This window comes from Bacillus sp. BD59S, assembly GCF_007363175.1.
GTDB classification, from domain to species: Bacteria; Bacillota; Bacilli; order Bacillales; family Bacillaceae_G; genus Bacillus_A; species Bacillus_A pacificus.
Genome location: NZ_CP034686.1, coordinates 2,372,975 through 2,385,133 on the forward strand (window position 1 = coordinate 2,372,975; position 12,159 = coordinate 2,385,133).

At 32.8% G+C, this 12,159-nt stretch carries 14 protein-coding genes; 13 read left to right on the forward strand and 1 reads right to left on the reverse strand.

The window, feature by feature from the left end; all coding sequences use genetic code 11:
• The first annotated feature begins 115 nt into the window (after positions 1-115).
• A complete protein-coding gene (locus tag EKQ63_RS14215) occupies positions 116-646 on the forward strand; it encodes a DUF4269 domain-containing protein (protein WP_143881165.1) in 531 nt (176 codons plus the stop codon).
• A gap of 44 nt (positions 647-690) precedes the next feature.
• On the opposite strand, the gene EKQ63_RS14220 is transcribed toward EKQ63_RS14215, so the two are convergent.
• Positions 691-2,124 (reverse strand): efflux pump transcription regulator NorG, encoded by a 1,434-nt coding sequence (locus tag EKQ63_RS14220; RefSeq protein WP_143881166.1) that lies wholly within the window; start codon positions 2,122-2,124, stop codon positions 691-693.
• Between the two features lie 151 nt (positions 2,125-2,275).
• On the opposite strand from EKQ63_RS14220, the gene EKQ63_RS14225 reads away from it, so the two are divergent.
• The 12 genes from EKQ63_RS14225 to dnaN all read left to right on the forward strand — a co-directional run bounded on the left by EKQ63_RS14225 (position 2,276) and on the right by dnaN (position 12,148).
• Entirely contained in the window at positions 2,276-3,190 is a 915-nt protein-coding gene (locus EKQ63_RS14225; RefSeq protein ID WP_143881167.1) for a DMT family transporter, read from the forward strand.
• A gap of 138 nt (positions 3,191-3,328) precedes the next feature.
• Positions 3,329-4,690, forward strand: coding sequence for a family 8 glycosyl hydrolase (locus EKQ63_RS14230; RefSeq protein WP_087953558.1), 1,362 nt, complete (start codon positions 3,329-3,331; stop codon positions 4,688-4,690).
• 162 nt (positions 4,691-4,852) lie between these two features.
• The gene (locus EKQ63_RS14235) at positions 4,853-5,776 is read left to right on the forward strand and encodes a nucleoside hydrolase (protein ID WP_087953557.1); all 924 of its coding nucleotides are present in this window, start codon (positions 4,853-4,855) and stop codon (positions 5,774-5,776) included.
• A 76-nt stretch (positions 5,777-5,852) separates the two neighbouring features.
• Positions 5,853-6,311, forward strand: coding sequence for a GNAT family N-acetyltransferase (locus tag EKQ63_RS14240; RefSeq protein WP_087953556.1), 459 nt, complete (start codon positions 5,853-5,855; stop codon positions 6,309-6,311).
• 30 nt (positions 6,312-6,341) lie between these two features.
• Positions 6,342-6,680 (forward strand): divalent cation tolerance protein CutA, encoded by a 339-nt coding sequence (gene cutA / locus EKQ63_RS14245; RefSeq protein ID WP_087953555.1) that lies wholly within the window; start codon positions 6,342-6,344, stop codon positions 6,678-6,680.
• Positions 6,681-6,705: 25 nt separating this feature from the next.
• A complete protein-coding gene (locus EKQ63_RS14250; protein ID WP_143881168.1) occupies positions 6,706-7,152 on the forward strand; it encodes an NUDIX domain-containing protein in 447 nt (148 codons plus the stop codon).
• Positions 7,153-7,351: 199 nt separating this feature from the next.
• Complete coding sequence (locus tag EKQ63_RS14255) at positions 7,352-7,597, forward strand: heterocycloanthracin/sonorensin family bacteriocin (protein WP_001071372.1); 246 nt, start codon at positions 7,352-7,354, stop codon at positions 7,595-7,597.
• 102 nt (positions 7,598-7,699) lie between these two features.
• Positions 7,700-8,716, forward strand: a complete 1,017-nt coding sequence (locus EKQ63_RS14260; RefSeq protein WP_143881169.1) for a serine hydrolase domain-containing protein — start codon at positions 7,700-7,702, stop codon at positions 8,714-8,716.
• Between the two features lie 31 nt (positions 8,717-8,747).
• Complete coding sequence (locus EKQ63_RS29915; RefSeq protein ID WP_000653369.1) at positions 8,748-8,891, forward strand: hypothetical protein; 144 nt, start codon at positions 8,748-8,750, stop codon at positions 8,889-8,891.
• A gap of 292 nt (positions 8,892-9,183) precedes the next feature.
• Positions 9,184-10,392, forward strand: coding sequence for an L-lactate MFS transporter (locus EKQ63_RS14265; RefSeq protein ID WP_087997298.1), 1,209 nt, complete (start codon positions 9,184-9,186; stop codon positions 10,390-10,392).
• 151 nt (positions 10,393-10,543) lie between these two features.
• Complete coding sequence (locus EKQ63_RS14270; RefSeq protein WP_000757640.1) at positions 10,544-10,987, forward strand: NUDIX hydrolase; 444 nt, start codon at positions 10,544-10,546, stop codon at positions 10,985-10,987.
• A gap of 30 nt (positions 10,988-11,017) precedes the next feature.
• Positions 11,018-12,148, forward strand: coding sequence for a DNA polymerase III subunit beta (gene dnaN / locus EKQ63_RS14275; protein ID WP_143881170.1), 1,131 nt, complete (start codon positions 11,018-11,020; stop codon positions 12,146-12,148).
• The last annotated feature ends 11 nt before the right edge of the window (positions 12,149-12,159 follow it).

The following is a 12,159-nucleotide window of genomic DNA, read 5'->3' on the forward strand; positions in this document are numbered from 1 at the left end:
ATTGTTTATTCGTCTTAATATATTGAAATAAAGGTACTCTTAGAACAAATTTAAACGGACAAATTTTCTTGAATTTAGTGAGTCACGTATTACGTGAAATGAAGGAGAGACTTCCATGTTTACATCTATTACATATTTACAATCAGGGAATGACAAGCAACAAAAGGTATATGATGTTTTGAATAAACTAAACATCATGGAGGATTTAGCTTTGTATAGTCCCGTTCTTTGCGGGACTATACCTATAAGAATTGATACGCTTCAATCTGACTTAGATATAGTAATGGAAGTACATAACTTTGATGTTTTTGAACAAGAAATGAGATCTTTATATGGTTCTTATGAAGGATTCAAAATAAAAAAGAAAAAAATTAAAAATACCGAATCAATAAAGATGAATTTTAAATTTGAAGGTTTTGATTTTGAATTATTTGCCCAACCTAAGCCAGTGCGTAACCAAAATGCGTATAGACATATGATAGTAGAACACATGTTATTAATGCTGCATCCACATATAAGGGAAGAAATTATTCGCTTAAAAGAGAACGGTTTAAAAACAGAACCTGCTTTTGCTCAAGTATTAAATATTGACGGAGATCCTTATGACGAACTTATTTTATTGGGACAGGAAATGAGATTGTGGTAAATAAGATATACAAAAACTCCTCTATAGAAAAAGAGGAGTTTTTGTTATGCCATTAGCTTACGAATTAATTCACTCAACAATTTAATCCCGTTAGTGATGTGTTCAGGGGAAGCATATCCATACGATAAACGTATGTACTGATCTGATTCTTCTTCATAGATACGTCCTGGGTTTAATAGAACCCCTTTTGATAGTGCCTCTGAAAATAATTTCTTCATCGGAATGCTAGGCACTACCTTTAGCCATATAAAAAATCCACCACTAGGAATATCCCACGTTGCAACATCTGCACAATACTCATTTAAAGCCCGTATCATGATTTGTCTTCGTTCTTTTAGTTGAATTCTTACGTTTGCAACATGTTCCTCATAAAAACCTTTATTTATCCATTCAGCAGCAACTCTTTGAGATAATGAACTCGATCCATAGTCTGTTTGCATTTTTATATCTGACAATCTATCAATAACTGGTTCAGGTCCAATAATCCATCCAATTCTAAGTCCTGGGCTAAGTGTTTTAGATAGGCTACTAATATATAATACATGTCCATGTTTATCTATCGACTTTAAAGGGACTGGAGGTGGTTCATCAATCCATAACTCGCGGTAAATATCATCTTCAATAATAGGTAACTGTTCCTTTTCACATATTTTTATTATTTCTTTTCTTCGCTCTTTAGACATTAATATCCCTGTTGGGTTTTGAAAACTAGGGATAGAATATAAAATGTTTTTCTTTTGACTATATTTAATGCGTTTTAATAATTCGTTAGGTAAAACACCGTGATGATCCATAGCTATACCAGATAAATTTATATTTGCTGATTGAAATACATGAAGCGAATATAAGTAAGAAGGTTGTTCAAGTAAAACGGTGGACTCTCTATGTAAAAGACCAATTGATATTAATTGCAATGCTTGTAATGCACCCGAGACGATTAATATGGAACTTGGTGATGCTTGTATTCCAAATGATTTTACGTATTTACTTATTGCTTCACGTAACGGATAAAACCCTTTTTGTTCCTCATATCCAAAATAATCTAACTCCTCACTTACTTTTTTCATAATGGACTGCATCGTTTTTAACGGAAAAAGATGAGGAGCAAGTTCGCCTTTACTAAGATGGATAAGTTTGTTATTTGCTTCTGCTTCATTGATTTCTCGTACCATTAACTTGCTTGGTTTATGAATACCGGCCTTTACATATTCACTCCAATCAGGTGGTGGATTCGTTGCTAATAATGACCATGTATTATTTGTTACAATTGTTCCTGCTCCAATTTTCCCTTGAATCAATACATCAGCCATAAGTTCATCTAGTGCAGTTATTACAGTGCTACGATTTACTTGAAATGATTTTGCTAACTGCCTTTGACTAGGGATCTTACTTCCAATTGGCCATTCTCCGTTTTCAATTTTTTCTTTCATATAATCTACTATCTGCCGATACTTAGGCAGTTTTTTATTAATTGTCATAAAAGAACTCCCTCGTTCACTTTAGAAATGCTAAGTGGTTGGTTTTTACGATAAGTAACTGGTTGAAGACATTGTATCAACTATTAAATATGATGAAAAGAAATAATTGGTAATTTGAAAATGGTTGGTTTATTAGGGAGGGAGAAACAACATGCATAATAAAAAATGGGATTTACGCATTATATGTGCTCACGCTTTTACGATTCTTATATGGGGATCTGCTTTTCCAGCAATCCGTATGGGGCTTGAATCTTATACGCCTGAGCATCTTACTTTACTACGTTTATTAATCGCTTCATGTATACTTCTAGTGTTCTCTTTTATATACAAACTACGACTACCTGATTTAAAGGATATCCCAGCAATTTTTATATTTGGTGCTTTAGGGTTTACTATTTATCACATCGCATTAAATTACGGCGAAAAAACAGTAAATGCTGGGTCTGCAAGTTTAATTATTTCAGTCACACCTATAGTAACGGCAATTCTGGCTTCTATTTTTTTGAACGAAAAAATGAAATTAAACGGTTGGATCGGTGGGGGAATTAGTTTTATAGGAATTGCTCTCATATCATTTAGCCAAGGAGATGCTATTCAATTAAATAGTGGGGGATTTTTTATACTATTAGCAGCGACTTCAGAAAGTTTATATTTTGTTTTCCAAACTTCTTACTTAAAAAAGTACGGCTTCTTACCATTTACGATATATACAATTTTATCTAGTACGGTATGTATGCTTATTTTCTTCCCGGGAATGTATACAGAAATACTAGCAACTCCTCTTGAAGTGAATATGAGTGTTATATATTTAGGTTTATTTCCAACAGTACTCCCATATATCGCATTGGCTTATATCATATCTCATTCTGGTGCTGCTGAAGCAACAAGTTCTCTATATTTAACGCCAGTAATTGCGTGTTTTGTAGCTTGGATATGGTTAGGAGAAGTACCGACTTTTGTTTCAATAATTGGCGGAGGGATTACTATACTTGGAATTTTGATTGTTCATATACCAGTATTAAGAAAAGAAAAACATAGGAATTTAGCAAATGATCAATCCGTATAATGTAATTCAATCATAATTTTATGATACTTTTTCATATAGTTTCTTTCTTATGTTGATAAATATAATATTTTGTATTTCAGTTAAATATTGTATGTTACATTTTATGTAGTAAGCATTTTAAAAGGAGGTGACAACATAATGAATGGAAAAAGAAATATTTTCACATGTATTTCTATTATAGGATTTGGACTAGCTAGTTTTTCTAATTCTAGTTTCGCAGCAATTGTAACGGACAATTCAGTACAAAATTCTATTCCCATAGTTAATCAACAAGTAGCTGCTGTAAAGGAAATGAAACCATTTCCCCAGCAAGTTAATTATGCAGGTGTTATAAAACCGAATCATGTTACACAGGAAAGTTTAAATGCTTCTGTAAGAAGTTACTACGATAATTGGAAAAAGAAATATTTGAAAAATGATTTATCTTCTTTACCTGGTGGTTATTACGTAAACGGAGAGATTACGGGCGATGCGGATGGATTTAAGCCACTTGGAACTTCAGAAGGTCAAGGGTATGGGATGATAATTACAGTATTAATGGCTGGTTATGATTCGAATGCTCAAAAAATCTATGACGGTTTATTTAAAACAGCAAGAACTTTTAAAAGTTCTCAAAATCCTAATTTAATGGGATGGGTTGTCGCAGATAGTAAAAAAGCACAAGGTCATTTTGATTCTGCTACTGATGGGGATTTAGATATTGCGTATTCTCTTCTTCTTGCTCATAAGCAGTGGGGATCTAATGGAACAGTTAATTATTTGAAAGAAGCACAAGACATGATTACAAAAGGTATTAAAGCTAGTAATGTTACAAATAATAACAGACTAAATTTAGGGGATTGGGATTCTAAAAGTTCGCTGAATACGAGGCCATCAGATTGGATGATGTCACACCTTAGAGCATTTTATGAATTTACAGGTGATAAAACTTGGCTCACTGTTATTAATAATTTGTACGATGTTTATACGCAATTTAGTAATAAGTACTCTCCAAATACAGGACTTATTTCAGATTTTGTTATAAAAAACCCACCACAACCCGCACCTAAAGACTTCTTGGATGAGTCAGAATATACAAATGCATATTATTACAATGCTAGTCGAGTACCTTTAAGAATTGTAATGGACTATGCGATGTACGGTGAGAAGCGAAGTAAAGTCATTTCTGATAAAGTATCTTCATGGATTCAAAATAAGACGAATGGAACTCCTTCTAAAATTGTGGATGGTTATCAATTAAACGGATCCAATATTGGTAGTTATCCAACTGCTGTATTTGTGTCACCGTTTATTGCTGCAAGTATAACAGATAGTAATAATCAAAAGTGGGTAAATAGCGGTTGGGATTGGATGAAGAATAAGAGAGAAAGCTATTTTAGTGATAGTTATAATTTATTAACTATGTTATTTATTACAGGAAATTGGTGGAAACCTGTACCTGATAATAAAAAGACACAAAATCAAATAAATGATGCAATTTATGAAGGATACGATAATTAATTAAATTTGAGAATGGTTACTTAAAAAAGGAATTAGCATACGCTAGTTCCTTTTTAATATTTTGTAAAACATTATCCATTCTAAAACTCGCATAGATATACTTGCTTTTTTCATATACATAGTTATTGATAATTCTATGTTTTTGTGAAGGGAGGGTATTTCTTGGAAAAAGTATTATTTTTCGGAGACCCAGGTATTGATGACTCATTTGCCATTATGTATGGTTTACTGCATCCCGAAATTGAAATTGTCGGTATTGTAACCGGATACGGAAATGTTGAGCATATACATGCTGCACATAATGCATCGTATATTTTACAGTTAGCAAATAGACAAGACATTCCTGTCATTAGTGGTGCAACAAAACCACTTACAGAAGAAATTACTACGTACTACCCTGAAATTCACGGAGCAGAAGGATTAGGTCCCATCCATGTTCCAGAAAAAGTATTATCTATTCCAATATACAATTTTGGAAGTATTGCTTCAATTCTTGTAAAGTATGGAAAAGATTTAACAATTGTTGATGTAGGAAGATCTACCTCGTTAGCAATTGCTTTTAATTTATGGAATGATTTAATGCTAAATGTAAAAGGAATATATTTCATGGGTGGTGTTTTTTTAGAAGTAGGAAACGTTACGCCATTAGCAGAGGCAAACGTGTATGGCGATCCTATAGCAAGTAAAATTGTTTTCCATCAAGCAAAGAATTTATTAATATTCCCTTTAAATGTAACAAACAAAGCTGTGTTAACACCAAATGTATTTAACTATATTCAAGCTAATACAAAGAATCCATTTCATAGGATAATGAAACCAATGTATGATTACTATCTATCCGCATACAAAAAACTTAATCCATCTATCGAAGGACCTTTGCTACATGATGTGGTTGCAATAAGTGGATTAGTAAATCCAAGTTTTTTTGAATTTGTGCATCGTACAGTAAATGTAGATACATACGGAGATACGAAAGGACAAACATTTGCTGATTTTCGCCCTAGCTCTATATCTGAAGGAGCCCATATAGCATTAGAAATAGATGAACAAAAATTCATTCAAGATTTTATAAAAATCATGTTATAAGTTGTTGTCGAAAAAGGGAATTATTTCACTACGTTGAATATAAACATACATCCTCTATATAAGGGAGCTTACAATATTGAATGTCCAGTTAAAGGTTGTTACGAGAGAAAATTGGGAAGAAGCATTAAAGCTACACGTTAAAGAAAATCAGTTGAAATTTGTTCCATCCGTAGCAGTTTCACTTGCTAAAGTATATATAAAACCAGATGGTGACAATGTAGAGTACGTGCCATTTGCGATATATGATGGCGACCATATGGTTGGTTTTATTATGCATGCTGTTGTAAGAGAGACATCGGATATGTACTGGATTAACGGATTTATTATTGATCAATCGCAGCAAGGTAACGGTTATGGAAAAGCGGCATTACAAGAAAGTATATCCTTAATAAAAAATACGTTTAAGGCGTGTAAAGAAATTAGATTAACAGTACATAAAGATAATATCTCTGCTAAGAAACTATATGAACGTTATGGTTTTCAATCATTGGGACATGATTATGATGGTGAGCAAGTATATCGCTTATTCGTTTAATTATTATGTAATAAAGGTGTGAAATGAATTATGCAATTTACTGAAGTGAAAATTGAAGTATTTATCCCTGAAGAATACATTGAAATGTTGAGGAATGAGTTAAATAAAATTGGTGCTTGTAAAACGGGAGCATATGATCATTGTTTGTCCTATAGTTCTGTGAAAGGATACTGGAGACCATTAGAAGGTGCATCGCCTTTTAACGGGGAAATTGGTCAGATTTGTAAAGGGCAAGAATGTAAAATTGAAATAAAGTGCAAATGGGATCTTGTAAAGGATGCCCTTGAAGTCATTAACGAAATTCATCCGTATGAAACACCTATGATTTATATTATCCCAATATTAAATGACTATTTTAATCAAATATAAAGTAAATGAATGGGAGGAATAGCAATTGAAAAATAAATTTCATCATATTGTACGAGCTGTTATGATTAAGGATGAAAAATTGTTAGTAGCTGAATATATTGGCCATCATTATTTTTTACCAGGTGGTCATGTTGAAGTTGGCGAATCAGCTGAGATTGCATTAATAAGAGAACTACAAGAAGAACTCGGAGTAAATTGTAGTATAAAACAATTTTTAGGAGTCATAGAAAACCAATGGCAAGATCGAGAAGCTTTTCACCATGAAATCAATCATATTTTTGAGATAGATTCACAAGAGTTACATATTGATTTCATACCAAAATCTAAAGAATCTCATTTAGCGTTTCACTGGATTGATTATAATCAAGATGCTTTACATACTTATAAAATCATGCCAGTACCTTCAGTTAAAGAGTTACTAGAAAGAAAATTAAGTGATGAACTACTAAACTGTTGGATTAGCAATTTTTAAACGCCTCTATCAATAGTAAATCCGTCCGCCAAAAGGAAAATAAGAAAATAGGCTAAAAAACAAGGTACATCACCTAGTGTAAGTTCATATTTTGTTGATGTACGTATTTAGTCTATAGTCTTGTTTCTACTTTATTTACAAAAATTTATTAACTTTAATATTTGGACGGAATTTACATTAATAAATGGAGGGTTTCATAATGAATCAGTTTCAACAAGAACTACAATCATTAAACCTTAATGATTTTCAAACTGGTAATGTTGTTTATTGGGATCAACAACAAAATCAATATCCATATTATTACATCCAAGGCGATGTACGTCGTTGCGGTGGATGCGGAGGTTGTGGCGGACGCTGCGGAGGTTGTGGCGGCAGATGTGGTGGATGCGTAGGTTGTGCAGGATGTTTCGGTTGCTTTAATTGCTGGAACTGGTGGATCATTTAGGTATAGAAGATCAAAACTATTTTACATGAAAGAAAGGTGTGAAAATTATTATGCACTTTTCTTTCATGCTGTAATTTTGTATTAGTGTTAAGGGGGATTCATTTGTATACATATGATAAGTTGATTTCTTGGGTAGAGAATATAAAAGAAAAAAATCATAGTTCTGCAGCAGCACTTTGTATTATAAAAGATAATAAAATCGTACTAGAGCATTATAGTGGTTATCACACAAATACATCTACAAACAAGAGAGTAACAGCATCTTCACAATTTAACGTTGCTTCTGCTAGAAAAAGTTATTTAGGATTAATGATAGCGTATGCGCTTTACGAGGGGAAAATAAACTCTATTGATGATGAAGCGATAAAATATTTTAAAGACTTTGATCCTGTATTCCTTGGTAAAACGACGATAAGACATTTAGTAACACATTCGCACGGATTAGAAGAAACGAATGACGGGACAATTTTTCGTGAATTTGAACCGGGGCAAGGATGGGCGTATAGAGATATTAATGTAAGAATGATGACACATCTTATTTATCAGCTATATAACAAAAGTTTTCCTGAATTGTTAAAAGAGCGTGTGTTTAAACATGCTAATTTTCAAGAAACAGGTTGGAGAGTTCAGCAAGATGAAAATTTAGTTGAAGTCGTTAATGATCCAAATGAAGATGCAATTAGCACAATTGGTACAGTAGATGACGGTACTGAAAAAAATCTGTTTGTCTCAGCTAAAGAATTTGCGCAGTGGGGCAATCTTCATTTAAATCAAGGTATGATAGATGATAAACAAATTGTTCCAAAAGAAGTTATAAAAATCGCTACGAGTTTGCAGAGTCCAACATATGCAAATAAAGAGCTACCACAAAATGGCTTGTTTTGGTTCGTTCAAAATGAACCTGCACAATTAAGTGAACTAGGTGAACGCGTACCAAAAGGCTCGTATCAAATATTAGGAATTACGGGACCAACTATATTAGTAATACCTGAATATAATGTAGTTGTTGCGAAAATGTATAATAAAAGATACAACTACGGCGGTGATAATTATTTATATTATTTACGTGAATTTAGTAATTTAGTCGCGGATACATTTCGTAACGGTAATAGGGCATAATTACTCCTATAATGAAAAGGAGTGAGAGAAAGTGAAAGATAAAATGAATAAAAACAAAAAGCAAAACATTAAAGATGTAAATACAGAGCAAAATGCAATTTATAGCGATCCGAAAGATGCAGCTAATATGCAAACGGTACCGCAGCCGAAGGATTTTGATGAAATTGAATATTAATTTTCGTTTATCCGACTATATAATGATTGAAAAATACATCTTAAGTCCCATCTCATCACAGAAATTTTTTGGTATCCTATATACATAAGCATTTGAAAATGTCTTATCTTAACAAAACTTTCTTTAGAAACATCTGATATAACCTGCAAAAGACACTTCATGATGAAGTGTCTTTTTGTGTATATGAACTTAATTTCCATTTTTCACACAGTATCTTGCATTTTATGATGGTTATACTAGGTTATACTAACTGTGAAAATCTATGTCAAGATAAAAGAAGGGGACCGTTAGTATGAAACAAACTTCTATAAATCCGTTACTAATTGTTCTAGGTACAATCATTGTTCAAATTGGCCTTGGAACAATTTATACATGGAGTTTATTTAATCAGCCCCTTGTCAGTAAGTTTGGATGGAACCTTAATGCCGTTGCGATAACTTTCTCCATTACAAGCTTTTCTTTATCATTTTCAACCTTATTTGCAGGAAAGTTACAGCAAAAATTAGGACTTCGTAAACTTATCGCTACTGCAGGGATTGTTCTAGGACTCGGTTTAATACTTAGTTCGCAAGTTTCTTCCTTACCATTACTTTATTTATTAGCTGGTGTAGTAGTTGGTTATGCAGATGGAACTGCTTATATCACATCATTATCTAATTTAATTAAATGGTTTCCAAATCGAAAAGGACTTATTTCTGGTATATCTGTTTCTGCATATGGAATGGGTAGCTTAATCTTTAGATATATAAACGGAAGTCTGATCGATAGCCTTGGTGTATCACAAGCATTTTTATATTGGGGTATCATCGTTTTACTTTTAGTATTAATCGGATCGTTCTTCTTACGTGAAGCAATAGTAAGTAATACTGTAACTGAGACATTACACAATGATTATACGCCTCGTGAAATGATGCGAACGAAACAAGTATATCTTTTGTTTTTTATGCTATTTACGTCGTGTATGGGTGGTCTATATTTAATCAGTATGGTAAAAGATATTGGGGTACAGCTCGTTGGACTTAGCGCTGCAACTGCTGCTAATGCCGTCGCAATGATTGCAATTTTTAATACAGTAGGTAGAATCATTCTTGGAACGCTATCAGATAAAATTGGTCGAATGAAAATTGTCTCTGCAACGTTTATTATTATTGGATTGTCAGTCTTTGCTTTAAGTTTCATTCCACTAAATTACGGGATTTATTTCGCTTGTGTAGCCAGCGTAGCCTTTTGCTTTGGTGGTAATATTACAATTTTCCCAGCCATTGTTGGGGATTACTTCGGTTTAAAAAACCATAGTACAAATTACGGGATTGTATACCAAGGGTTCGGATTTGGTGCGCTTGCAGGATCATTCATCGGAGCATTACTCGGTGGATTTCAGCCGACCTTTATTATAATCGGTATTTTAAGCGTTATTTCCTTCATTATTTCGATATTAATTCGTCCACCAAAAGCAGAGAAGAAAAAGGAAATAAAGCAGCTACATCGAAAAATAGCTTAATTCTACAACCTGCTAGGACTCTTTTTTTATTACATTAACTTTGCTAAGAGCAGATAAATGAAATACTCAATTAATTTTTTTATATTTTAAAACAAATAAATGGTAGAATGTAACAAAGATAGAAAATTCCCGTTATTAGAGGTGAACTTAGATGAAAAAAGTAAATGTTACATATGCACTTTTATACGATAAAACAAACGAAAAGATCTTAATGGTAAAAAACAAAGGGAAGAATGGTTCTTACTACACGCTACCAGGTGGTGCAGTTAAATTAGGAGAAACATTAGAGGAGGCAGTCATTCGGGAAGTGAAAGAAGAAACCGGGTTACATATAACTGTAAACGGTATTTGTTACATTAGCGAAGCTTTTTTTGAAGAGAGAGGACACCATGCAATATTCTTTAATTTTTTAGGTGAAATAATCGGCGGGGAAACAAATATAACAAGGCCAAAAGAAATTGAAGAGATTACTTGGATGGAATTACATAGAGCAGAACCGCATTTACGTATACCAGAACACTTATTAAATATATTACAAAGGAAAGAAACAGTACCTTACTTTTTTAACGGAACAATCATTCATCAATCTTCATAAAATTATCATATCATGTAAGGCGGGGAAAAAATGGAGTTTATCGTTAATCATAAACATTTCACTCAAGCACTTTCAGAAGTAAGTAAAGCAATATCTATCAAAGCTATAATTCCTATACTATCTGGTATAAAAATAACTGCAGATCAATCTGGAATTACTTTAATCGCGAGTAATTCAAACATTTTCATCGAAAAATTCATCCCTAGTTCCATAGATGACGAACAAATTACGACTACCTTAAAAGCAGGAACAATTGTTGTACCTGCAAAATACTTCATTGAAATTATAAAGAAAATGCCAAGCGATATAGTAATAAAAAGTAAGAATGAGAAAATAATTACCATACAATCAGAAGAAATCACATTAAACTTAAATAGTTTTCCAGTGAATGAATTTCCTAGCGTACCACAAATAGACGATCATGCAGAAATACAAATAGAAACAAAACAATTAATTGATGCTTTTAAACAAACAGTCTTTGCAGTAGCGAAAAATGAATCTAGGCCCGTTCTTACCGGAGTACATATCGAGTTAGACCACAACAAATTAATATGCGCTGCAACTGACTCTCATAGACTAGCTATACGTGAAACATTAATTTCTACTAATGTGAAAGCGAATTGTATTGTACCAAGTGCAACCATTAATGAACTTTTAAAATTAATGAACAGCAATTTAGAATTCGTTTCTATTTATCTATCAGAAAGCCACATTATTTTTACATTCGGCACAACTACATTATATTCAAGATTAATTGAAGGGAAATACCCTAATATATCTAGTTTAATTCCAAATAAATTTCAAACAGTCATTAACATAGATAGACAAAGAATGTTACAAGGGGTAGATCGATCAAGCTTATTAGCAAGTGAATGGGCAAATAACAATGTTAACTTAGAAATTGTAAACGAATCTACAATTAAAGTTTCTTCTAATGCTTCTCAGATTGGAAAAATATCTGAGACACAACAGATAGATGCGATTCACGGTGAAAAACAATTACAAATATCTTTCGATGGACGATTTATGTTGGATGCTTTAAGGGCAATAAAAGAAGAAACGGTTACTTTAAGTTTCAGTGGTTCTATGAGACCGATATTAATTGAAGCAGGGGCACAATCTGCAGCAGTACATCTTATATCTCCAGTAAGAGCTTATTAAAAACGTAGGAA

Bases quoted from the DNA above. Each gene is read 5' to 3' on its own strand.
- EKQ63_RS14265 (WP_087997298.1), top strand. From the start codon at position 9,184: ATGAAACAAACTTCTATAAATCCGTTACTAATTGTTCTAGGTACAATC.
- EKQ63_RS14230 (WP_087953558.1), top strand. From the start codon at position 3,329: ATGAATGGAAAAAGAAATATTTTCACATGTATTTCTATTATAGGATTT.
- EKQ63_RS14225 (WP_143881167.1), top strand. From the start codon at position 2,276: ATGCATAATAAAAAATGGGATTTACGCATTATATGTGCTCACGCTTTT.
- EKQ63_RS14255 (WP_001071372.1), top strand. From the start codon at position 7,352: ATGAATCAGTTTCAACAAGAACTACAATCATTAAACCTTAATGATTTT.
- EKQ63_RS14215 (WP_143881165.1), top strand. From the start codon at position 116: ATGTTTACATCTATTACATATTTACAATCAGGGAATGACAAGCAACAA.
- dnaN (WP_143881170.1), top strand. From the start codon at position 11,018: ATGGAGTTTATCGTTAATCATAAACATTTCACTCAAGCACTTTCAGAA.
- EKQ63_RS14270 (WP_000757640.1), top strand. From the start codon at position 10,544: ATGAAAAAAGTAAATGTTACATATGCACTTTTATACGATAAAACAAAC.
- EKQ63_RS14220 (WP_143881166.1), bottom strand. From the start codon at position 2,124: ATGACAATTAATAAAAAACTGCCTAAGTATCGGCAGATAGTAGATTAT.
- cutA (WP_087953555.1), top strand. From the start codon at position 6,342: ATGCAATTTACTGAAGTGAAAATTGAAGTATTTATCCCTGAAGAATAC.